Origin of the sequence: Actinomadura sp. J1-007, from assembly GCF_009793335.1 — a bacterium.
Lineage (GTDB): Bacteria > Actinomycetota > Actinomycetes > Streptosporangiales > Streptosporangiaceae > Spirillospora > Spirillospora yumaensis.
The window spans coordinates 6,788,710-6,811,446 of the sequence record NZ_WING01000001.1 but is presented as its reverse complement, the minus strand read 5'-3'; the positions used below and the strand labels follow the sequence as shown (position 1 = coordinate 6,811,446).

Genomic DNA, 22,737 nt, shown 5'->3' with positions numbered 1-22,737 from the left:
AGCACGCCCCGTCCCCGGGTGAGGGGGCCGCGCGCTGCGGCGGCTGAGCGTGGGTGGTTGGGCTTGGCGGCTCCGCGGCAGAGGTCAGGGGGTGAAGTCGGCGGAGCGCCACGGCATTTCCTGGAGTAGCCAGGTGTTGCCGTCGACGTCCGCGAACGGCACGAAGAGCATGGCGCCCTCGTGCTCGTCGACCTCGCCCACCTCGACCCCCTTCGCGGCGAGCTCGGCGCGGGTGGCGCGCGCGTCGGCGACCACCAGGTGCAGGCTGCGCAACGAGCCCGGCGTCATCTCCGCGATGCCCGGGAGTCCTGTGCTCAACAGGATCGAGCACGCCGACCCCGGTGGGGTCAGTTGCACGACCCGCGTTCCCGGCACGGGTTCGACGTCCACGTCGACCGTGAACCCGAGCTTGTCGGTGTAGAAGGTCTTGGCGCGGTCCACGTCGGCGACCGGCACCGGTACGAGTTCGAACTTCATCTGCGTCATCACGCACACTCCAGGTAGAGAACAGATCAGGTGGTGGGAACGGAACGCCGGTAGATCAGGTGTGTCACCCCGGCGCCGACGATCACCTCGGGGTCGTCGAAGTCGACCGGCGCCGCCCCGACGCCGTCCAGCATGCGTACACCGCCGCCGAGCACGACCGGCACCAGGTCCAGCCGCAACTCGTTCAGCAACCCCAGGCCCAGGGCCTGGCCGACCAGGCTCCCCGGGCCGATGCCGACATCGCGCGCGCCGGCGGCCGCGACCGCCTGCCGGACCGCCGACTCGACGCCGTCGGTGACGAAGGTGAACGGGGTGACGGTGTTCACCCAGCCCTCCGGCGGCCGGTGGGTCACCACGAACACGGGCACATCCCCGATCGGATGCGACCCGCCCCATCCACCGGTCAGGTCGAACTGGCCCCGGCCGACCACCAAGGCCCCGGTGCGCGCCATCGTGTCGCGGAGATAGTCCGCCGTCCCGGCCGAGGTGCGGTACGTGAGCCGGTCGGGTTGCGCCGACGGCGTCGCCACCTCCCCGGCGGTGCACCACGCGAACAGGCGGTCGAATCCCGAACCGCCCGGCCCCGCGATGAATCCGTCCAGAGACACCGATGCCTGCGCGACAACCTTGCCCATTTCCCCTCCGCCTCGTCGATCACGACGTTGTGCCAGGAGAGACCACGGGCCGGCGGAGAACTCATCGGTCGCGGCCAACCGTGATCCGTAAGGGGGTTCGAGGTCGACCGCTCCCTCTGGAGCGCTACAGCCGCATGGCGCTCAGCAACTCCCGGCAGATCAATTCACCTGGCGGGGCGCTTGGCACCACAGGGACAGGACCACACTCCGCTCAGTCGGTCGGTGCGCCGCGTTCGCCCGGCCTTGTCATGCGTCTGGCAGGGGCTCGGCGTTCTGCCGCCTCGGCCGGAGCCGGTCTCGCTCAGTCCTGCCGCTTCACCCCGCGGCGGGTCAGGGGTTCGGGTGGTGTTGGCGTTGGAAGGTGGCGTACAGCCACCACAGGGACGGGAGGAGGAGGGCGGCGCCGACGGCCAGGGCGCCGAGGGTGGTGGTGAGGACGGCGTTGGTGGACGCGGCCTGGTCGACGTTCCGGTCCGGGAGCAGGTGGGGGTACTGGCCGAGGCCCCAGCCCCACAGCAGGCCGACGACGGCGAGGGCGGCGGTGACGCGGACCAGGAGGTAGGCGCGCCACCACAGCAGGACGAGCGACGCCACGCCCGCGGCGATGGACAGGACCAGCAGCGGGAGGCCGCGGCCGGAGGTCAGTTCCGTGAAGAGCGGGTGCGCGTCGGCGTGCAGGATCAGAAGGCCGGCGGCGGACAGCACGCCGACCGCGACACCGGTGATCAGGGCGCGGCTGCGGAACGAGCGGGCCAGGTCGTGCTCGCCGGTGCGTTCGGCGTCGCGGGTCAGGTAGACGGCGGCCAGGTAGGCGGCGGTGCCGACGGCGAGGGCGCCGGTGATCAGGGCGGTCGGGTTCAGCCAGCTCGTGACCAGGTCGCCCTCGGCGATGCCCGGCGGGACGCGGCCGGAGGCGAGCGCGCCCGCGACGGTGCCGAGGAAGAACGGGGTGGCCAGCGAGGAGAACGCGAAGGTCGCGCCGAACAGCCGCTGCTGCCACAGTTCCACGCTGACCTTGCGGAACGCGAACGCGGCGCCGCGGGCGATGATGCCGAGGGCCGCCAGGGTCAGCGGGATGTAGAGGGTGGACGCGACGGCGGCGAACACCTCGGGGAAGCCCGTCCACATGAGGACGAGCACGAAGATCAGCCAGACGTGGTTGGTCTCCCACACCGGGCCGATCGAGTGCTCGATCAGGGAGCGTCCCGGCCGCCCGCGTTCGGCGCCGCCCGCGAGCAGGTCCCACACGCCGGCGCCGAAGTCCGCGCCGCCGAACAGCACGTAGGCGCTCAGGCCGAGCCACATGACGGCGAGCAGGATGTCGGCGGCCATGTCACACCACCTTGTATCCGGTGACGTCGGCCTCCTGCGGCGCGACCGGCACGGGGACGTCGCGCGCCAGCCGCCTCAGCACGTACACGGACGCGACGGTCAGCACGACGTACACCACGCTGACCAGGACGAACCCCCAGACGAGGCCGGGCGCGGGGTTCACCGCGTCGGCCGTGCGGAGCTCGCCGTAGACGATCCACGGCTGCCGGCCTACCTCTGTCACGGTCCATCCGGCCTCCAGTGCGAGGACGGCCGCGACCCCGGACACCGAGGCGGCACGCAGGAACCACGCCGAGCGCGGTAGCGCGCGCCGCCGCCACCAGCCGAGCGCCGCCCACGCGGCCAGCGCGAGCAGGGCGAAGCCCAGCCCCACCATGATCTGGAACGCCCAATGCACCGCGTTGACGGGCGGGCGGTCGGCGGGCGGGGTGCCGTTCAGGCCGGTGATCTCGGCCTGGGGGTCCCAGTGGGCCAGCAGCGACAGCCCGTTCGGGACGGGCACCGCGTAGCGCAGCTCCCCGTCGATGGCGACGCCGCCGAGGTGCAGCGGAACGGCCCGTTCGGTCTCGAAGACGCCCTCCATCGCGGCGAGCTTCACCGGCTGCCGGTCCGCGACGAAGTGCGCGGCCCAGTCGCCGACCGCGATCTGCACGGGCGTGATCGCCGCGGCGACGGCGAACGGCACCAGGAAGCCGAGCCGGTGGTAGCGGTCGCGGCGGCCCCGCAGCATCGCCACCGCGTACACGCTCGCCATCCCGAACCCCGCGACCATGAACGCCGCCAGGACCATGTGGACGGTCTGCGGCGGCGTCGCCGGGTTGAACATCGCCGCCCACGGATCGACCGACACGACCTTCCCGTTCGCGGTGTCGAACCCGGTCGGCTGCTGCATCCACGCGTTCGCCGTCACCACGAAGAACGCCGAGGCGACCCCGGCGACGACGATCGGCAGGCCCGACAGCAGGTGCGGTACGGGCGGCAGCCGGTCCCACGCGTACAGGTAGATGCCGAGGAAGATCGCCTCGATGAAGAACGCGATGCCCTCCAGCGAGAACGGCAGCCCGATGACCTGCCCGTACGTGCCCATCAGGCCGGGCCACAGCAGCCCCATCTCGAACGACAGGATCGTCCCGGAGACGGCGCCGACGGCGAACAGCACGCCCATCGCCCGCCCCCACCGCCGCGCCAGCAGCCGGTAGTGGACGTCGCCGGTGCGGTGCCCGCGCCACTCGGTGAGCAGCGTGATCGCGGGCATCCCGACGCCGAGGCAGGCGAGCACGATGTGCCAGCCCAGCGACAGGGCCATCTGCATCCGCGCCGCGCCGAGATTCGCGTCGGTCGCCGTGGCGAGCACCCCCACGATCACCGCAGGTCCCCCGTCGTCGCTGGTCGTCTCCCCTCTCCGGCGTACCCACCGAATCCCCCGCTCCAGCAATCCCCGGGCATGCCGATGATCAAGCCGTGGCCGGGTCAGCCGAGGGCGACCGGCCCGATCGGCCCGCCCGCGATGGAGTCCTCGCACCGCAGGCAGTTCGGGTCCGCGCAGCGCGTGATCGTCTGGTCGGCGGTCAGCGCGGCGACGGCGGCGTCCACGGTCGCGCGCGCCTCGTAGGCGTTCCAGCGGGACGCGGCGACGGTGGCGGTGCGGGCGCGCAGGTACGGGGCGAGGCGCGGGAAGCCCTCCGAGCAGGAGCCGACCTCCACCGCGCAGACCTCGCCGTCCGGGCGCAGCGCCCAGCGGACGAACAGCCGACGCCCGGACAGCTGCTCGGCGTAGTGCAGCGCGGTCATCCGGTCGAGGCCGACGCCGATCTGGAGGATGGCGCCGTCGCGTTCGACCAGGGCCCGGATCGGCGCGTACACGTCGTCCGGGGCCTGCGCGCCGACGAGCGCGGAGGCGTCGGGGCCGAGGGCGGCGAACGAGTTGAGCGGGTGGTGGCCCCGGCGGGCGCCCTCACGGGCGACGAGGCGGGCGGGCAGCGCGCCCATCCCCGCGTTCACGACACCGCAGTCGACGGTGTAGACGGCGGGCGGCGCGTCCGGGATCGCGAACGGCGAGGCGTAGTCGAGCGCGTTGCGGGACGGGCGCAGGCCGGGCGGCGGGGCGACGCCGAACTGCGGTTCGCTGAACGACGGCACCAGCACCGTGCAGCCCTGGTCGAGCAGCGCGTCGAGGATCGCGTCCGGGCCGCCCTCGACCCGTTCGCCGAACGAGCGGAGGGAGGTGTGCGCCATCACGGCGCGTCCCGCGAGGTCGAGCCGGTCGATCGCCTCGGCCAGCCGTTCGGTGGTCACCGTCATGGCACTCCGTTCCGTTGATCATGGTCTGCACTGAGACGGCACCGGGTGAGCACGGGTTCCGCGCTCAGGCCAGATGGCGCGCGGTGTGCACGCGCCCCCGCCGGAGCTCGGCGAGCGCGGTCGCGGTGGCGCGGGTGTCCGGATGGTCGGCGCCGAGGACGCGTTCGCGGGCGCGCAGCAGGTGGGCGTACGCCGCGGCCGCCTCGTCCGCACGGCCCTGGCTCGCCGCGGTCCAGGCCAGCTCGTGCCGGGTGGCGAGGGTGTCGGGGTGGTCGTCGCCGAGCGCGCGGCGGCGGTCGGCGAGCAGCGCGCGGTACCGCCGCTCGGCGTCCGCCCAGCGGCCCCGCAGCGCGTCCAGCCAGGCCAGCTCGTGCCGGGTGCCGAACGTCCGCGGGTGGTCGTCGCCGAGGACGCGGCGGCGCGTCCGCAGGTTGTCGCGGTGCACGGCCTCCGCCTCGTCCAGGCGGCCCTGCCCGGACAGCGCCCACGCCAGCTCGTGCACGGTGATCAACGTGTCGGGGTGGTCGTCGCCGAGCAGCCGCCGCCGGTCGCGCAGCACCTCCCGGTAGCCCGCCTCCGCCTCCGTCCAGCGGCCCCGAACGCCCGCCACCCACGCGATCTCGTGCCGGGTGTCGATCGCGCCGCGGGCGTCCGCGCCGCTCACCCTGACCCGGTCGGGCAGCAGACCGCGGAAGATCTCCTCCGCCTCGTCCAGCCGCCCGAGCACGGCGGTCACCCAGCCGAGGTCGTGCCGCAGGGCCAGCACGCCGGGATCGTCCGCGCCGAGGACGTCCCGCATCTCCGGCAGCAGCCGCGTGTACGCCTCCGCGGCCTCGGTCCACCGCCCGCGCGCGGCGGTCAGGCGGCCCAGCTCGTGCCGCAGCGCCAGCGCGCCGGGGCCGCGTCCGTCCAGGTGGGGCAGCGCGGCCAGGCAGAGCCGCTCCCCCGCCTCGGCCGCCGCGGTCATCCGCAGCACCTCGCTCACCTCGCGGGCCGAACCGGCGAGAGCGGCGAGCCGGGCGCGGTCCAGGGCGTCCGCCACGGATCCGAAGACCGCGTGCAGGTGGGGACCAAGCGCGTGGTGGGCGGGCCAGTCGCCCGGCCGGTCGAGGCTGAGCCGCCGTACCGCCGCCGCGACCAGATCGGCGGCGGCCCCCGCGACCCGCGCGCGCTCCGCGCCGTCCAGGTGGGCGCGGTTGGTGTCGGCGACGAGCGGGTGGACGGCGATCCCGCGGTCCCTGCACTCGATCAGGCCGAACCGGGCCAGGCCGTCCAGCGCCCGTTCCACGTCCCGCTCGCTCGCCGGGACGAGCGGCGGATCCAGCAGCCCGTACGGGATCGGGGTCGCGGGCGCGAAGCACGACAGCAGCCGCAGCAGGGTGCGCGCCAGCGGGAACCCGTCGCGTTCGAGCCCGTCGAGCGAGATCTCCCAGGTGCGCATCACGACGGTCCGGGGGTCGCCGCCGCCGTCCAGCCGGCCGAGTCCGTCCCCGTCGTCCAGCGCGTGCCGGTACTCGTCGAACGTGCGCCACCGCGCGCCGCCCGAGTTGAGATAGCCGCCCGCCAGCCGCAGCGCGAGCGCCAGGCACCCGAGCCGCCGCGCGAGCGCCCGCGCGCCCTCCACACTGCCCGCCCTCGGCGCGAGATCCAGCAGCACGAGCGCCGCGTCGTCCTCCCCGAGCGCTCCCACGTTGCGTACGACCGCGTGCCGCCCCCACGTCCCCGGATCGGCGTCCCGGCTGGTCACGACGGTCAGCCCGCGCTTCGACGGACGCAGCCACCCCGTCCCGTCGCCCGGCGCGGCCACCCCGGCGAGAACGCCCGGCTCGTCGGCGTTGTCGAGGACGAGCAGCCACCCGGCCGGGGCCCGTTCCAGCAACGCCCATAACCGGTCGGGCGCGTCACCCGCCCCGTACGCGATCGCCTCAAGGTCCGCCCGCGACGCCCCGAGCCGCCGCGCCACCGTGACCAGCCCCGCCGCCAGACTCGACCGGTCCGCCGCCGAAACCCACCACACCGGCTTCCCCCGCGCCGCCCGATGCCCCGCCAACGCGGTCGCGAGCGTCGTCTTCCCCTGCCCACCCATCCCCGCCAGAACAACCACCGCACCGGCCGCGCCGGCCGCACCCGCCGAGCCCGGCCGCGCCGCCCAGCGCTTCAACTCGCCCAGCACCGCGTCGCGTCCGCGCACCTCAACGGGCAGCGCCCCGGTGGGGACGGCAACCGACATCCCGAAGATGTCCGCCGCTCCCCGCTCGGCCTCTGGCTCCGGCGCCGCGGCCCCCGCCCTCTGCGTCCGCACCTGAACCCACGCGAACCCGAGGCTCGCGACCGTCCCGACCGTCCCGACCGCCGTCCACACCAGGCCCGCATCCGCCATGCCGTACGAACCTCCACAGGAAGCCCCAGCGCCCCCCGAATCATCCCACGCCGGACTCCCTCACCCCGGCGAATCGTCCACCCAGGCGGCCCCGCCGGGAAAGGGAGGTCGGGACCGAGGCGGGCTAGCATTTGAGCAAGCGCTTGGCAGAAGGAGTCGCATGGGCGAGGTCGCGGAGCTGTGGCGGTATCCGGTCAAGAGCATGGGCGGCGAACGGGTCGTCTCGGCGGGCCTCGGCGCGGACGGGCTGCGGGGCGACCGTTGCTGGGCCGTGCGGGACGAGCGGCGCGGCGCGATCACCGAGGCGCGCAAGATGCCCGCGCTGCTGTCCCTCGCCTCCCGCTACCCGGACGGCGACGGGAAGCCCGCCGAGATCGTGCTGCCCGGCGGCGGTACGGTCCGTACCGACGACCCCGGCGTGCACGGGACGCTGAGCGCGGCGCTCGGGCACGAGGTGACGTTGTGGCCGAGGCTTCCCGAGAGCGAGCGGGAGCACTACCGGCGGGCCCTGCCGGACGGCGACGCGGGGCGGCACCTGCTGGAGCTCTTCGCGGTGGAGAGCGACGACCTGCTGCCCGACCTGTCGTCCATGCCCGCCGAGCTGTTCACGCACCAGACGATGCCGGGGACGTACTTCGACTGGGCCCCCGTCCACCTGATCACGGACCGTTCACTGGAGGCGCTGCGGCGGCTGGCGCCGGAGTCGGACGTGGACGTCCGCCGCTTCCGCCCCAACATCGTCCTGCGGGACGGCACGGACGGGACGGACGGCTTCCCTGAGCAGGGCTGGACGGGCCGGAGGCTGCGGATCGGGGGCGCGGTTCTGCGGATCACCGACCGTACGCCGCGCTGCGCGATGATCACGCATCCGCAGCCGGGACTCGCCAAGGACCGCGCCCTCGCCCGGCTCGTCCACACCCGGCTCGACCACTGCCTGGGCGTCTACGCGACCGTAGAACGCCCAGGCGAGGTCTCCGTGGGCTCGGAAGCGATCCTGCTCTAGGCAGGGACCTCCGAGCGGTCGCCGCCCCACAGAGTGTGGAACGAGCCGTCGCGGTCCACTCGGCGGTAGGTGTGGGCGCCGAAGTAGTCGCGCTGGCCCTGGGTGAGTGCGGCGGGCAGGCGGTCGGCGCGGAGCGAGTCGTAGTACGCGAGGGCCGTCGAGAAGCCGGGCGCCGGGATGCCGAGGCGCGCGGCGGTGCCGACGACCGAGCGCCAGGCGTCCTGGGCGGCGCCGACCGCCTCGGCGAAGTGGGCGTCGGTGAGCAGCGTCGGCGTGTGCGGGTCCTTGGCGTACGCGTCGCGGATCCGGTCGAGGAAGCGGGCGCGGATGATGCAGCCGCCGCGCCAGATGGTCGCCATCGCGCCGAGGTCGATGTCCCAGCCGTACTCGGCGCTGCCCGCCTGGATCTGGTGGAACCCCTGCGCGTACGCGACGATCTTCGACGCGTACAGCGCCTGCTCGACGGCGTCGGCGAAGCCCGAGTCGGTCACGCGGGCGCCGGACGGGCCGGGCAGGGCGCGCGACGCCTCCCGCAGGTCGGCGTGGCCGGAGACGGAGCGGGCGAAGACGGCCTCGGCGATGCCGCCGACCGGGACGCCGAGGTCGAGGGCGGTCTGGACGGTCCAGCGGCCGGTGCCCTTCTGCTCGGCCTGGTCGAGGACGACGTCCACGAACGGCCGGCCCGTCGCCGCGTCGGTGTGCGCGAGGACCTCGGCGGTGATCTCGATGAGGTACGACTCCAGGCGGCCGGTGTTCCAGGTGCGGAACACCTCGGCGACCTCGGCGGGCGCGAGGCCCGCGCCGTTGCGCAGCAGGTCGTACGACTCGGCGATGAGCTGCATGTCGGCGTACTCGATGCCGTTGTGCACCATCTTGACGAAGTGGCCCGCGCCGTCCGGGCCGACGTGCGTGGCGCAGGGCGTGCCGTCCACGTTGGCGGCGATGTCCTCCAGCATCGGGCCGAGCGCCTCGTACGACTCGGCGGAGCCGCCGGGCATGATGCTCGGGCCGTTCAGCGCGCCCTCCTCGCCGCCGGAGATGCCGGCGCCGACGAAGTGGATCCCCCGCTCGCGGAGCGCGGCCTCGCGGCGGCGGGTGTCGAGGAAGTGCGCGTTGCCGCCGTCCACGATCATGTCGCCGGGTTCCAGCAGCGGCGCGAACTCGTCAATCACCGCGTCGGTCGGGGCCCCCGCCTTCACCATGACGACGAGCCGGCGGGCCGTTCCAGCGACGCCACGAACGCCTCCGCCGTGTCGGCGGGCAGGAACGTCCCCTCGTCGCCGTAGTCGGCCACCAGCGCCTTGGTGCGGGCGGCGGTCCGGTTGTGCACGGCGACGGGGTGGCCGTGCCGGGCCAGGTTGCGGGCGAGGTTGCGGCCCATGACCGCGAGCCCGGTGACGCCTATGCGCGCCTTGTCCATTGGATTCCCCTCCTCGGATGGGCCCCTACCCGCCTGGTACGCGGTTCAGGGGCCCCTGGTTCGGGCAACCTCGCGGCGCATGTCCTTGTTCCGGGCGGGAACGGCAAGCCATTGTTGGGAAATCACTACGCACGAAGGGGGCGCGATGCTGGGACTGCCGGACGGGGCCGCGGCGTGCCTGTTCGATCTTGACGGAGTCTTGACCCGTACGGCGGCGGTGCACGCGGCCGCGTGGAAGGAGATGTTCGACGGCTTCCTGCGGGAACGGGCCGCGAGGGACGGCACGCCGTTCGTGCCGTTCGACCCCAACAAGGACTACGGCCGCTACGTGGACGGCAAGCGCCGCGAGGACGGGACGCGCTCGTTCCTCCAGTCGCGGGGCGTCACGCTCCCCGAGGGCTCCCCGGACGACCCGCCGGAGGCCGAGACCGTGCGGGGGCTCGGCAACCGCAAGAACGCGCTCGTCCTCGCCCTGATCAAGGAGCGCGGGGTCGAGGTGTTCGACGGGTCGGTCGACTACGTGCGCCGCGCCCGCAAGGCGGGCCTGAGGACGGCGGTCGTGTCGTCCAGCGCCAACACCGTTCAGGTGCTGGACACGGTGGGCATCACCAACCTGTTCGACGCGCGCGTGGACGGGGTCGTCGCCGCCGAGCGGGACCTGCCCGGCAAGCCGGCCCCGGACACGTTCCTGGAGGGCGCGCGCGAGCTCGGGGTCCCGGCCTCGCGGGCCGTGGTCTTCGAGGACGCGCTCGCGGGTGTCGAGGCGGGTCGGGCGGGCGGGTTCGCGTACGTTGTGGGCGTCAACAGGGTCGACGACGAGCACGCCGCGGCGCTCGCCGAGCACGGCGCGGACGTGGTGGTCGACGACCTCGCCGATCTCCTGGGGGAGGACGAGTGAGCGACGGGGAGGACCGGGAGCCCGCGGCCGGGCCGCCGCGCGGCGGCCCGCGGGCCGTGCTCGGCGAGGGCCGGACCGGCGGGCCGCGGCGCGCGGGCCGCGCGGCCGGCGCGGAGGGCGCCGGCCCGCCGGCCGGCGCCGACGGGGAGACAGCGGACGTCAGGGGGGACGCGCGGTGAGCGAGGCGGACGGTCAGGGGGCCGTGGTGGACCGGCCCGTGTACACGGTCGAGCCGTGGTTCGTGCGCGAGCCGGAGCTGCGGATCGACCGGCTGGCGCAGAGCGAGTCGGTGTTCGCCCTGTCGAACGGGCACGTCGGGCTGCGCGGCAACCTCGACGAGGGCGAGCCGCACGGGCTGCCGGGCAGCTACCTCAACTCGTTCTACGAGCAGCGGCCGCTGCCGCACGCCGAGACCGCCTACGGGCTGCCGGAGTCGGGCCAGACGGTGATCAACGTCACCAACGGCAAGCTGATCCGGCTGCTGGTGGACGACGAGCCGTTCGACGTGCGGTACGGGCGGCTGCACCACCACGAGCGGGTCCTGGACCTGCGGGCCGGCACCCTCACCCGCGAGGTGGAGTGGACCTCGCCGGCCGACAGCCGGGTGCGGATCACCTCGGTGCGGATGGTGTCGCTGACCCAGCGGGCGATCGCGGCGATCAGCTACGACGTCGAGCCGGTGGACGAGTCGATCCGCGTCGTCGCCCAGTCCGAGCTGGTCGCCAACGAGGCGCTGCCCGACCTCGGCAAGGACCCGCGGGTCGCCGCGACGCTGGAGTCCCCGCTGGTCAGCGAGGAGCACGTCGCGAACGGCACGAAGGTGCTGCTGCTGCACCGCACCCGCAACAGCGGCCTGCGGATGGCGGCCGGGATGTCCCACGAGATCGAGGGCCCCGAGTCGATGGCGGTCGACACCGAGAGCTCCGCCGACGTCGGCCGGCTGACGGTCGCGACCCGGCTCGAACCCGGGCAGCGGCTGCGGATCATCAAGTACCTGTCGTACGGCTGGTCCAGCCAGCGGTCCCGCCCGGCGCTGCACGACCAGGTGGTCGGGGCGCTCGCGGGCGCGCGGCAGACCGGCTGGGACGGGCTGCTGAAGGAGCAGCGCGACTACCTCGACGAGTTCTGGCAGGGCGCCGACATCGAGGTGGACGGCGACGCCGAGATCCAGCAGGCGGTGCGGTTCGGCCTGTTCCACATCCTCCAGGCGGGCGCCCGCGCCGAGCGCCGGATGATCCCCGCGAAGGGCCTGACCGGCCCCGGGTACGACGGGCACACGTTCTGGGACACCGAGACGTTCGTGCTGCCCGTGCTGACCTACACCCAGCCGGGCGCCGCGGCCGACGCGCTCGCCTGGCGGCACATGACGCTGCCGCTCGCCTGCGAGCGCGCCACCCAGCTCGGGCTGACCGGCGCGGCGTTCCCGTGGCGGACGATCCGCGGGCAGGAGTGCTCCGGGTACTGGCCCGCGGGGACGGCCGCGTTCCACATCAACGCCGACATCTCCGATGCCGTCATCCGGTACGTGGACGCGACCGAGGACGAGCGGTTCGAACGCGAGGTCGGGCTGGAGATCCTGGTCGAGACGGCGCGGCTGTGGCGCAAGCTCGGCCACCACGACGTCGAGGGCGTCTTCCGGATCGACGGCGTGACGGGCCCCGACGAGTACACCGCCGTGGTCGACAACAACGTCTACACGAACCTGATGGCCCGCCGGAACCTCCAGGGCGCCGCCGCGATCGCGATGAAGCACCCGGACCTGGCCGACCGGTTCGGGGTCACGACCGAGGAGGCCGCGTCGTGGCGGGACGCGGCGGCGGCGATGCTGATCCCGTTCGACGAGCGGATGGGCGTGCACCCGCAGAACGAGGGGTTCACCAACCACGCCCGCTGGGACTTCGCGGCGACCAAGCCCGACCACTACCCGCTGCTGCTGAACTTCCCGTACTTCGACCTGTACCGCAAGCAGGTCATCAAGCAGGCCGACCTGGTGCTGGCGCTGCACCTGTGCGGCGAGGCGTTCACGCCGGAGCAGAAGGCCCGCAACTTCGAGTACTACGAGGCGCTGACCGTCCGGGACTCGTCCCTGTCGGCGCAGACGCAGGCGGTGATCGCCGCCGAGGTGGGGCAGCTCGAACTCGCCCACGACTACCTCGGCGAGACGGCCCTGCTCGACCTGCACGACATCAACGGCAACACCCGCGACGGCCTGCACATCGCGTCGATGGCGGGCGGCTGGAGCGGCCTGGTCGCCGGGTTCGGCGGGATGCGCGCGGCCGAGGGCCGGCTCCGGTTCGCGCCGCGCCTGCCCGGCGGGATCAGCCGCATGGCGTTCCGGCTGCGCTACCGCGGCAACCGCCTCAAGGTGACGGTGACGGGCGAGTCGGCGACGTACGAGCTGATGGACGGCCCGGGGCTCAAGGTCCGGCACCACGACGAGGAGTTCACGCTCGCGCCCGACGGCAAGCCGGTCGAGCTGCCGATCGAGCAGGTACCGTCGCCGCCGCCGTCCGCCCAGCCGATCGGCCGCGAACCCGCGCCGCGCCGCATCGACCCCCACGGCCGCGACCAGCGCATCCGCGACCACCGCTGACCCAGCCCTGACCGCCCCGCGGCCCCGGAGCGGCGGGCGAGACCGCCGCTCCGAGCCGCGATCGACGGGCTTGCGGTCGGCGGGCCGTGGTCGGCGCTCGGCTGGCCGCGGTCGGCGGGCTGCGCTCGGCGGGCCATGGTCGGCGCTCGGCTGGCCGCGGTCGGCGGTCGGCGGGCTTGCGGTCGACGGGCTTGCGGTCGGCCGGCCGCGGTCGGCGGGCTTGCGCTCAGCGGTCGGCGGCGGGTGTGCGGGTCAGAGGCAGGTGTTGTCGCAGGGGTCCTGGGGCTGGGAGTCCTCGGGGGCGTCCGCGCCGGGGCGGGGCGGCGGGGGCGGGGTGTCCTGGCCGTCGGCGTGGTGCTCCCGCTCGGCGGGGCGGGCGCCGCGCTGGACGAGGAGGCGGCGGGGGCCCGGCCCTTCGTCGCCGAGCCGGTCGTACGGGTTGGCGAGCGCGCACTTGTTGATCGACAGGCAGCCGCAGCCGATGCAGTCGGTGAGGTTGTCGCGGAGCCGTTCGAGCTGGGCGATCCGGTCGTCGAGGTCGGTGCGCCACGTCTCGGAGAGGCGGGCCCAGTCCGCGACGGTCGGGGTGCGCTCCTCCGGCAGGGTGCCGAGCGCCTCTCGGATGTCGGCGAGCGGGATGCCGACCCGCTGGGAGATCCTGATGAACGAGACGCGGCGCAGCGTGTCCCGGCTGAACCGGCGCTGGTTGCCGGGCGTCCGGCGGCTGCTGATCAGCCCCTTGGACTCGTAGAAGTGCAGGGCCGAGACCGCCACGCCGCTGCGCTCGGCGAGCTGGCCGACGGTCAGTTCGTGGACGCGATGCTCAAGGCGTGTCATGCGCCCGACCCTACCCGCTCCTCAACCAAACCTGAGGTTTCCGCCCCGGCGGGCGGCGGCGTCAGCCGTGCGCGGGCGCGCCGCCCATGCCGCGCCCGGCGCGGCGCGACTCCTCGCCGAGCCTGCGGAGCCGGAACGCGGCGCCGATCATCACGGCGCCGAACAGGATCGAGAACAGGCCGATCAGCCAGACGACCGCGAGCGCCCCCGACACCGGCCACGCGAACAGCAGCGCCCCGAAGACCACCGACACCACGCCCGTGAGCGCGTACAGCCACTCGCCGTGGATCTCCCTGCGCAGCGCGACCGCGGCGACGATCTCCATCACGCCCGTGACGACCGCCCACACCGCGATCAGCATCAGCAGCGCGAGGCCCGTGATGGCGGGCCAGATCAGCGCCGCGAGGCCGAGGACGATGCCCGCCACTCCGGCGAGCGCGAGCCAGCCGCGCGACTGGCCGGGCACGCCGCGGAACGCCCCGACCAGCGAGAACAGGCCGTCCACCAGCGCGTACGCGCCGAACAGGACGACGAGGGCCCACACCGTGATGCCGGGCCAGATCCAGGCGACGAGGCCGAACAGCACGGCGAACGCGCCGCGCAGCGCGAGCACCCACCAGTGCCGCGTGATCTGATCGAACATGACCGCCTCCAGAAGCGTCGCCGGCCGCGCCTCCGGTGGCGGGAACGCGCCGGCTCTCCTCACCACACCGCTAACCGCCGTCCGCTGCCGGGAAAGCCAAGCGCCCACACGAACTGGGCAAAGTTCCCGCGAACTCGCCCGCCGTCGCGCGCGGGTCACCGGCGTGCGCCGCCCGCCGGCCCCCGGCGGCCGCCGCGGGCCACGACGCTCGGGCCGCCGCCCCGGAACGCGACGGCGGGACCACGCCTCACCGAGGCATGGTCCCGCAGCGCGCCGCTCAGGCCCGGTCAGCCGCGCGAACGCGGCGGATCCGGCCGCCGGTCAGTGGCCGAGCCGGTTGACCAGGGCGTTGTACTCGTCCCACAGCTCCTTCGGCAGGTGGTCGCCGAACGTCTCGAAGTGGCCGGGCACGAGCGCGGCCTCCTCCTTCCAGACGTCGGTGTCGACCGACAGCAGCGTGTCGAGGTCGGCGTCGTCGATCCGCAGGCCCTCGGTGTCGAGCGCCTCCCGCGTCGGCAGGTGCCCGATCGGGGACTTGACGGCGTCGGCCTGGCCGTTCAGCCGCTCGACGATCCACTTCAGGACGCGGCTGTTCTCGCCGAAGCCGGGCCAGATGAACTTGCCGTCGGCGTTCTTGCGGAACCAGTTGACGTAGTAGATGCGCGGCAGCTTCTCCGCGTCGGTGGACTTGCCGATCTTCAGCCAGTGGCCGAAGTAGTCGCCCATGTTGTAGCCGCAGAAGGGCAGCATCGCGAACGGGTCGCGGCGCAGCTCGCCGACCTTGCCCTCGGCCGCGGCGGTCTTCTCCGACGCGACGTTCGCGCCGAGGAACACGCCCTGCTGCCAGTCGAACGACTCGGTGACGAGCGGCACGGCGCTCGCGCGGCGCCCGCCGAACAGGATCGCCGAGATCGGCACGCCCTTCGGGTCCTCCCACTCCGGCGCGATGATCGGGCACTGCCCGGCCGGGGTGGTGAAGCGGGCGTTCGGGTGGGCGGCCGGGGTCTCGGACTCCGGCGTCCAGTCGTTGCCCTTCCAGTCGGTGAGGTGCGCGGGCGGCTCGTCGGTGAGGCCCTCCCACCACACGTCGCCGTCGTCGGTGAGCGCCACGTTGGTGAAGATGGAGTTGCCCCACAGGGTCTTCACGGCGTTGGCGTTGGTGGAGTCGCCGGTGCCGGGCGCGACGCCGAAGAACCCGGCCTCAGGGTTGATGGCGTAGAGCCGGCCGTCGTCGCCGAACCGCATCCAGGCGATGTCGTCGCCGATGGTCTCGACCTTCCAGCCCGGGATGGTCGGCTCCAGCATCGCGAGGTTGGTCTTGCCGCACGCCGACGGGAACGCGGCGGCGACGTACCGGGTCTCGCCGGTCGGCGGGGTGAGCTTGAGGATGAGCATGTGCTCGGCCATCCAGCCCTCGTCGCGGGCCATGGTCGAGGCGATGCGCAGCGCGTAGCACTTCTTGCCGAGCAGCGCGTTGCCGCCGTAGCCCGAGCCGTACGACCAGATCTCGCGGGTCTCGGGGAAGTGCGAGATGTACTTGGTCTCGTTGCACGGCCACGCGACGTCGTCCTGGCCCGGCGCGAGCGGCGCGCCGACCGAGTGGACGGCCTTGACGAACGAGCCGCGCTCCTCGATCAGCCGCAGGGCGCCCTCGCCCATCCGCGTCATGATCCTCATCGAGACGGCGACGTACGGCGAGTCGGTGATCTCCACGCCGAGCTGGGAGATGTTGCCGCCGAGCGGGCCCATGCAGAACGGCACCACGTACATGGTGCGGCCCTTCATCGCGCCCTTGAACAGCTCGCCGAAGGTCGCGCGCATCTCCGCGGGCGCGATCCAGTTGTTGGTGGGGCCGGCGTCCTGCTCGCGCTCGGAGCAGATGAACGTCCGGTCCTCGACGCGGGCCACGTCGCTCGGGTCGGAGGCGGCGTAGAAGCTGTTGGGCCGTTTCGCCGGGTCGAGGCGTTTGAACGTGCCCTGCTCGACGAGGAGGCCGGTCAGGCGCTCCCACTCGGCGTCCGAGCCGTCACACCACTCGATCCGGTCGGGCTGGGTCAGCTCGGCGATCCCGCGCACCCAGTCGATCAGCTCGGTGTGACCGGTCGGGGCCTGGTCGAGGCCGGGGATCTGGTTGGACACGGGCAACTCCTTCAGCGGTTCGCAGGATCTTTGCATGATGAACAAGACCCGTCGTTTTTGCCATTTGGTCTGGACCAATCCGGCCCGCTTTTGGGTCTTCCCGTCGCCTTTTGTGATTGATATCACCTAGCCACGGGCGCCACGGACGTCGCGCGGCCACTCTCGGCTTAACGGTGCTCAAGCTGGGTAAACGTGGGTTTCGGTGGCCTTGACGGCCGCCCATATCGTCGTGCCCTCCGCCAATTCCAGCTCCGCGACGGCCGCTGGAGTGACCTCCGCGACCGCGGGGAAAGGCGGGGCTTCGAGCTGGATCCGGACGCGGTCTCCCTGCCGTTCCACGGAACCGACACGCGCACGCCAGAGGTTGCGCGCGCTGCCGTCCGGGCGAGTCCGGTACAGCGCGACCGATGCTGGCGAGAAGGCTAGGAAAACGTCACCAGTCAGAGAGTCGACGGTGTCCATCGTAGCGACGCCGGACGTCCCCTGTCCCCCGGAACCTTCGCCCTGGACCGCCCGCACGGTGACCGTGGTGCCGCCGTCCGCCCGCCCCCGGTACAGGTTGAGCCCGACGAGCCGCGCCACGTACCCGGTGCGGGGACGGCGCGCGACCTCGGCGGGCGTGCCCTGCTGGACGAGCCGTCCGTCCTCGATCACCACGAGCCGGTCGGCCAGCACCATCGCGTCCAGCGGGTCGTGCGTGACCAGCACCGCCGCGCCGCCGAACCCCTCCAGGTGGCGGCGCAGCGCCGCGCGGATCTCCAGCCGGGTGTGGGCGTCGAGCGCGGCGAGCGGCTCGTCCAGCAGCAGCAGGCCGGGCCGGGTCGCGAGCGCGCGGGCGAGCGCGACGCGCTGCGCCTGCCCGCCCGACAGCGCGCGCGGGCGCGCGGACGCGTGCCCGGCGAGCCCGACGCGGTCCAGCCACCCGGCCGCCTCGCGCCGCGCCTCGCGCTTGCGGGCGCCCCGGCAGCGCAGCCCGAACGCCACGTTGTCGAGCGCGCTCAGGTGCGGGAACAGCAGGTAGTCCTGGAAGACCATGCCGATCCCCCGCCGTTCGGGCGGCAGGGCCCGCAGGTCGGCGCCGTCCACCCGCACGTGCCCGCCCGCCATCGGGACCAGGCCCGCGAGGGCGCGCAGCGCGGTGCTCTTGCCCGCCCCGTTCGGCCCGAGCAGCGCGACGACCTCGCCGGGCGCGGCGGCCAGCTCCACATCGAGGTCGAACGCCGCGCGCCGTACGACCAGCCGGGCGTCCAGGCCGCCGCTCACGTGGCGTTCACCCAGCGGTCGCGGAGGGCGGCGAGGACGGCGACGGACACCGCGAGCAGCACGAGGCTCAGCACGATCGCCGCCTGCGGGTCGGTCTCCAGGGCCAGGTAGACGGCCAGCGGCATGGTCTGCGTGCGGCCCGGGAAGTTGCCCGCGAACGTGATCGTCGCGCCGAACTCGCCGAGCGCCCGCGCCCAGCACAGGATCGCCCCGGCCGCGACCCCGGGCGCGACGAGCGGGAGGGTGACGCGCCGGAACGCCGTCCAGCGGGTGGCCCCGAGGGTCGCGGCGGCCTCCTCGTAGCGCAGGTCGGCGGCGCGCAGCGCGCCCTCCACGCTGATCACCAGGAACGGCATCGCGACGAACGTCTCGGCGAGCACGACCCCGGCCGTGGTGAACGGCAGCGTGATCCCGAACGCCGCGTCGAGCCACCCGCCGACCAGGCCCTTGCGGCCGAGCACCAGCAGCAGCGCGACGCCGCCGACCACCGGCGGCAGCACGAGCGGAACGGTCACGAGCGCGCGGACCAGCCGGGCCCCGGGGAACGGCACGCGCGCGAGCAGCCACGCGAGCGGCACCCCGAGCAGCAGGCACAGCCCCGTCGCGAGCGTCGCGCTGACCAGCGAGAGCCGTAGTGCCTCCAGCACCTGCGGCTCCCCGAGCCGCGTCCCGAGCGTCGACCACGGCGCCCGCACGAGCAGCCCGACAAGCGGCAGCACAAGGAACGCCAGCCCCACGAGCGCAGGCGCCACAAGCATCCAAGGCGCCCGCCCAAGCCCCCGCTCAACCGTGGGCGCCGCCCTCCCGCCCGGCACCCCCGCCTCAACACGCCTTTCCTCCCGTCACCGCCCCTCCCCCTCCCCGACCACCTCACGCCCCCGAACACCCCCGGACTCCCCGCGGCCCCGGAACACCCTGCGGCTCTGGACACCCCGCGGCCCCGGACTCCTCGCGCCACCAAGCACCTCGCGGCCCCGAACACTGCGCGGCCCCGGGCCGTTCCGCCACGGGGGCCGCCGGCGCCGAGCGCGCATCGTGGGGGCGGCGGGGTCGCTCGGTCATGGGGTCTCGAATCCGGCGCCGGTCAGGGCGGTTCTGCCCTGGGGCGACAGGACCAGCTTGACGAACTCGCCGGCGAGCGCGGCCTTCGGGGCCTTCTTCAGGACGGTGATCGGGTAGTCGTTGACCGCCTTCGCCGACTCGGCGAACTCGATGCCCTTGACCTGCGGGGACGCCGACCTCGCGTCGCTGCGGTAGACGAGTCCGGCGTCGGCCTCGCCGAGCCGGACCTTGGTCAGCACCGCCTTGACGTCCTGCTCGCGCGAGGCGGGGGCGACCTTGACGCCGGCGGCGGCGAGGGCCGTCTCGGCGGCGGCGCCGCACGGGACCCGCTCCGCGCACAGCACGACCTTCAGGCCGGGACGCGAGAGGTCGGAGACCGCCTTCACCTTGCCGGGGTCGTCCTTCGGAACGGCGATGACGAGGCGGTTGCGCGCGAAGACCCGGGGCGGGCCCGCCGCGTCCCCGCCGTCCGAGACGGGCTTCATCGTGGCCGGGCTCGCGGCGGCGAACACGTCCGCCGGGGCGCCCTGCGCGATCTGCTGAGCGAGCGTGGAGCTGCCGCCGAAGTTGAACCTGACCTTCACCCCCGCGTGGGAACTCTCGAAGCTCTTGCCGAGCGCGGTGAACGACTCGGTCAGCGAGGCGGCGGCGAAGACGGTGAGCGTCCCGCCGGACCCGCTCCCCGAGCCGCCGGACCCGCCGTCGCCGGTGTCGCCGCACCCGGCGGCGAGCAGCAGGGAAAGGGCGGCCGCCGCCGACGCGCGGCGCGGAAGCCGGGCGCGGACGGCGCGGACGCCGGGACCGCCGGGGCCGCCGGGGCTCCGCCCGGCCATCTGGTGGGACACGGTTCTCCTTCAGCCCGGGTCGGTCACTTCGACCACGACGTTGGTGGACTTCACGACGGCGTCGGCGACCACGCCGACCTCCAGGCCGAGCTCGTCGGCGGCCTCGCGGCTCATCAGGGAGACGACCCGGAACGGCCCGGCCTGGATCTCGACCTGGGCCATCACGCCGTCGCGGACGACGTCGGTGACGATCCCGCGCATCCGGTTGCGGGCGGACGAGAACCGTTCGCCCGGCTCGCCCGATCCCGGGCCCGTCCCCGCGCCGCCGCCCGCCGCGCCCTGCCGGGCCTGGTCGCGCACGAACGCGGCGAGCTCGGCCCCCGGAACGAGCCGGTGGCCGTGCGCGTCGCGCGACGCGGGGAGCCGGCCGCCGTCCACCCACCGGCGGACGGTGTCGGCGCTGACCCCGAGCAGCCCGGCGGCCTCGCTGATCCTGAACGTCGTCACGCGGCACAGCCTAGACCCTCGCAGATGCCAGCCACACCTGGGCGACTCTCCACTGTTTGCAAGCTGTACGGGCCCGAAAGCCTGGCAGATGCTCCAATAGAACGAGATTCGGATTCGGTCTTCCCCGATCGGCCCCCGCGGTGCCACCATCGAAGGGACGACCCGCGACGAGGAGGCCCCGTGCCCGGAGCAGCACAGCCGACGACACTGGTGATCGAACGACGCGGGACGGCGAGCCTGCGCTCAAGGGCGGTCTCCTCGGGCGTCCGCGGCCTGCTCAGGCCGGGGCTGACCAGGGTCGCCAAGCTCCCGATCGACGAGCGGGCGCTGCGCCGCGCCGCGTCTCTCGACCGTCTCGCCGGACGGGCCCGCCCGCCGAAGGGCACGCACTGCGAGCCGGTGCGGTTCGACGGGTTCGGCGCGGAGTGGGTGCACGGGCCCGGCGTCGGCCGCGGCCGCGACCGGGTGATCCTCTACCTGCACGGCGGCGGCTGGATCTGCTGCGGCCTCAACACGCACCGGCGGATGGTGTCGCGGTTCAGCGCCGCGTCCGGCGTGCCCGCGCTGTCGGTCGACTACCGGATGATCCCGGCCGTGCCGTTCGAGCGCGAGGTGGACGACTGCGTCGCCGCCTACCGCTGGCTGCTGGAGGAACGCGGCGTCCGGGCGAGCGACGTCGTGGTGATGGGCGACTCGGCCGGCGGGCACCTCACGTTCTCCACCGCGCTGCGCGCCCGCGACGAGGGGCTGCCCATGCCCGCCGCCCTCGTCGCCATCTCCCCCATGCTCGACATGGACCTGACCTCCAAGCTCGCGCACGCCAACATGAAGCTCGACCCGTCCGCGCCCGGCGCCCTGCTGGAACGGCTCGTCGAGGGCTTCCTCAGCCACCTGGACCTCGCCGACCCGTCCGTCTCGCCGATCCGCGCCGACCTCGCCGGGCTGCCGCCGGTGCTGCTCACGGCGGGCTCGACCGAACTGCTCTACTGCGACTCGGAGCTGATGGCGCGGCGCCTCGCCGAGGCCGGCGTGCCGACGACGTTCCAGGTCTGGGACCGGCAGGTGCACGTGTTCCAGATGTTCGGGCCGCTGCTCCCCGAGTCGCGCGCCGCGATCGCCGATCTCGGCTCGTTCGTCCGGACGGCCTACGGGACGAGCCGCTCGACGCCCTCCGCTCCGCCCGCTCCGCGCGCGGACGCCGCGTCCGCGTAGGGGCGCGGCCGGGTATCCGCAGGTCCCCGGGCAGCGTGCTTGGAGCGATCCGCGCCGGGTAAAGGGGTGGGCACGGACCTACCACCCGGTCAGGAGGAGCGATCATGACTGGGACCATGCGAGTACCGCGCACCAGGGGCGTCCTCAGCGGAGTCCTGCTGGTGCTTCTGGGATTGTGGGGCGGGCTGCTGCCGTTCGTCGGCCCGTACCTGGACTTCGGCTTCGCCCCCGACGAGACGTGGGTCTACGACACCGACCGGCTCCAGCTCAGCGTCGCGCCCGCGGTCGCGGTCGGGCTCGGCGGACTGATCGTGCTGCTGGCCGCCAACCGGGCGTTCGCGATGGCGGGCGCGTGGCTGGCCGTCCTCGGCGGCGGCTGGTTCGCGGTCGGACCGACCGTCGCGACGCTGTGGGACGTGGACGGCGTCGGCGCGCCGCTCGGCACCGAGGAGGGACACCGCGTGGCCGAGCAGCTCGCGGGGTTCACCGCCCTCGGCGTCGTCGCGGTGTTCCTCGCCGCGGTCGCGCTCGGCCGCTTCGCGGTGGTCGGCGTGCGCGAGGCCGACGCCGCGCGGGCGGCGGCGGCCGAGGAGGCCGAGGGGCCCGCGTGGACCGGACGGCCCGGCGGCGCGGGCACGACGCAGCCCATCGCGCCGACGCAGGGCCGGTACGGCCGCGACGCCCAGGCCGGCCGCCACGCCGGGGGCCCCGCTCCGGCGGTGCCGCGGCAGGCCCCGCCCGACCCGGCCCCGCCGGACCAGCGCGTGGCACCGGAACCGGGCGAACGCCCGCACGGCTGACAGCACTCACACACAAGGACGGCACCCGGCCGAACGAGCACGGCCACCGGCGCGAGCCGGTGGCCGTCGCCGTCGCGACCGGGGAGGGACGAGGGTCAGCGGTTGCGGCCGCGCATGTTGCGGACCGACTTGGTGGTCTCGTAGCTGCCCTTCTCGTCATCGAGGCGGACGTCGTCGCGGTCGGTGAACATCGCGACGAACGCGATCAGCAGGCCGATGCCGCCGAGCCACGGCTCGCGCCACACGAACGCGAGCGCCAGGCAGACCAACGCTGCGGAGATGAGCACCAAGAGCTTCACGTCGCACCCCTCGACCCGCGCCCTGACGTCCGGAAATCCGCCCACCAGAACTAGACCACACACCCGTTGCTCGGTCAACGAGTAAGCGTCAGCTTACATCGGCGGCCGTGATGTGCATCCTGACACGCCGCGGCCCGCCGGG

At 73.9% G+C, this 22,737-nt stretch carries 20 protein-coding genes and 1 pseudogene; 6 read left to right on the top strand and 15 right to left on the bottom strand.

From position 1 onward, the window contains the following. Positions 1-84 precede the first annotated feature (84 nt). From GEV43_RS30935 to GEV43_RS30910, 6 genes are all read right to left on the bottom strand, one after another. A complete protein-coding gene (locus GEV43_RS30935) occupies positions 85-486 on the bottom strand; it encodes a VOC family protein (RefSeq protein WP_241683105.1) in 402 nt (133 codons plus the stop codon). A 26-nt stretch (positions 487-512) separates the two neighbouring features. Then, complete coding sequence (locus GEV43_RS30930) at positions 513-1,199, bottom strand: dihydrofolate reductase family protein (protein ID WP_206681339.1); 687 nt, start codon at positions 1,197-1,199, stop codon at positions 513-515. Positions 1,200-1,451: 252 nt separating this feature from the next. After that, the gene (locus tag GEV43_RS30925) at positions 1,452-2,453 is read right to left on the bottom strand and encodes a cytochrome d ubiquinol oxidase subunit II (protein WP_160823688.1); all 1,002 of its coding nucleotides are present in this window, start codon (positions 2,451-2,453) and stop codon (positions 1,452-1,454) included. 1 nt (position 2,454) lies between these two features. Next, positions 2,455-3,819, bottom strand: coding sequence for a cytochrome ubiquinol oxidase subunit I (locus GEV43_RS30920; protein WP_309239930.1), 1,365 nt, complete (start codon positions 3,817-3,819; stop codon positions 2,455-2,457). A 104-nt stretch (positions 3,820-3,923) separates the two neighbouring features. After that, positions 3,924-4,754, bottom strand: coding sequence for an AAC(3) family N-acetyltransferase (locus tag GEV43_RS30915; protein WP_160823687.1), 831 nt, complete (start codon positions 4,752-4,754; stop codon positions 3,924-3,926). A gap of 64 nt (positions 4,755-4,818) precedes the next feature. Beyond that, positions 4,819-7,134, bottom strand: coding sequence for a tetratricopeptide repeat protein (locus tag GEV43_RS30910; protein WP_160823686.1), 2,316 nt, complete (start codon positions 7,132-7,134; stop codon positions 4,819-4,821). A 160-nt stretch (positions 7,135-7,294) separates the two neighbouring features. Between GEV43_RS30910 and GEV43_RS30905 the strand changes: the two genes are divergently transcribed. Next, positions 7,295-8,137: an MOSC domain-containing protein gene (locus GEV43_RS30905; protein WP_160823685.1), complete on the top strand. Its 843-nt coding sequence runs from the start codon at positions 7,295-7,297 to the stop codon at positions 8,135-8,137. Here the strand turns inward: GEV43_RS30905 and gndA are convergent. Next, positions 8,134-9,557: pseudogene (gndA, locus tag GEV43_RS30900) on the bottom strand (NADP-dependent phosphogluconate dehydrogenase). The gene GEV43_RS30905 and the pseudogene gndA overlap by 4 nt on opposite strands. 145 nt (positions 9,558-9,702) lie before the next feature. On the opposite strand from gndA, the gene GEV43_RS30895 reads away from it, so the two are divergent. The 3 genes from GEV43_RS30895 to GEV43_RS30885 are packed head-to-tail and all read left to right on the top strand — an operon-like array spanning position 9,703 to position 13,048. Continuing rightward, a complete protein-coding gene (locus GEV43_RS30895) occupies positions 9,703-10,455 on the top strand; it encodes an HAD family phosphatase (protein WP_160823684.1) in 753 nt (250 codons plus the stop codon). Beyond that, positions 10,452-10,634 (top strand): hypothetical protein, encoded by a 183-nt coding sequence (locus tag GEV43_RS30890; RefSeq protein ID WP_160823683.1) that lies wholly within the window; start codon positions 10,452-10,454, stop codon positions 10,632-10,634. The genes GEV43_RS30895 and GEV43_RS30890 overlap by 4 nt, the downstream gene beginning before the upstream one ends. Further along, complete coding sequence (locus GEV43_RS30885) at positions 10,631-13,048, top strand: glycoside hydrolase family 65 protein (protein ID WP_309239929.1); 2,418 nt, start codon at positions 10,631-10,633, stop codon at positions 13,046-13,048. The genes GEV43_RS30890 and GEV43_RS30885 overlap by 4 nt, the downstream gene beginning before the upstream one ends. A gap of 252 nt (positions 13,049-13,300) precedes the next feature. Here the strand turns inward: GEV43_RS30885 and soxR are convergent, their stop codons facing one another. The 7 genes from soxR to GEV43_RS30850 form a co-directional block, all read right to left on the bottom strand. After that, complete coding sequence (gene soxR, locus GEV43_RS30880) at positions 13,301-13,885, bottom strand: redox-sensitive transcriptional activator SoxR (protein ID WP_160823682.1); 585 nt, start codon at positions 13,883-13,885, stop codon at positions 13,301-13,303. A 61-nt stretch (positions 13,886-13,946) separates the two neighbouring features. Next, positions 13,947-14,528, bottom strand: a complete 582-nt coding sequence (locus GEV43_RS30875) for an HdeD family acid-resistance protein (protein ID WP_160823681.1) — start codon at positions 14,526-14,528, stop codon at positions 13,947-13,949. A 321-nt stretch (positions 14,529-14,849) separates the two neighbouring features. After that, complete coding sequence (locus tag GEV43_RS30870; RefSeq protein ID WP_160823680.1) at positions 14,850-16,667, bottom strand: phosphoenolpyruvate carboxykinase (GTP); 1,818 nt, start codon at positions 16,665-16,667, stop codon at positions 14,850-14,852. A gap of 177 nt (positions 16,668-16,844) precedes the next feature. Continuing rightward, complete coding sequence (locus GEV43_RS30865; protein ID WP_309239928.1) at positions 16,845-17,930, bottom strand: ABC transporter ATP-binding protein; 1,086 nt, start codon at positions 17,928-17,930, stop codon at positions 16,845-16,847. Next, positions 17,927-18,688 carry an ABC transporter permease gene (locus tag GEV43_RS30860; RefSeq protein ID WP_160823679.1) on the bottom strand — a complete coding sequence of 254 codons (762 nt, stop codon included), beginning with the start codon at positions 18,686-18,688 and terminating at the stop codon, positions 17,927-17,929. Before GEV43_RS30860 ends, GEV43_RS30865 begins: the two co-directional genes overlap by 4 nt. A gap of 300 nt (positions 18,689-18,988) precedes the next feature. Further along, on the bottom strand, positions 18,989-19,837 hold the full coding sequence (modA, locus tag GEV43_RS30855; RefSeq protein WP_309239927.1) for a molybdate ABC transporter substrate-binding protein: 849 nt from the start codon (positions 19,835-19,837) through the stop codon (positions 18,989-18,991). A 9-nt stretch (positions 19,838-19,846) separates the two neighbouring features. After that, on the bottom strand, positions 19,847-20,284 hold the full coding sequence (locus GEV43_RS30850; RefSeq protein WP_160823678.1) for a molybdopterin-binding protein: 438 nt from the start codon (positions 20,282-20,284) through the stop codon (positions 19,847-19,849). A 180-nt stretch (positions 20,285-20,464) separates the two neighbouring features. On the opposite strand from GEV43_RS30850, the gene GEV43_RS30845 reads away from it, so the two are divergent. Next, positions 20,465-21,496 (top strand): alpha/beta hydrolase, encoded by a 1,032-nt coding sequence (locus tag GEV43_RS30845; protein ID WP_309239926.1) that lies wholly within the window; start codon positions 20,465-20,467, stop codon positions 21,494-21,496. A gap of 104 nt (positions 21,497-21,600) precedes the next feature. Further along, positions 21,601-22,296, top strand: coding sequence for a hypothetical protein (locus GEV43_RS30840; RefSeq protein WP_160823677.1), 696 nt, complete (start codon positions 21,601-21,603; stop codon positions 22,294-22,296). 95 nt (positions 22,297-22,391) lie between these two features. Here GEV43_RS30840 and GEV43_RS30835 read toward each other — a convergent pair whose 3' ends face one another. Further along, positions 22,392-22,595, bottom strand: coding sequence for a hypothetical protein (locus GEV43_RS30835; protein ID WP_160823676.1), 204 nt, complete (start codon positions 22,593-22,595; stop codon positions 22,392-22,394). Between the last annotated feature and the right edge of the window lie 142 nt (positions 22,596-22,737).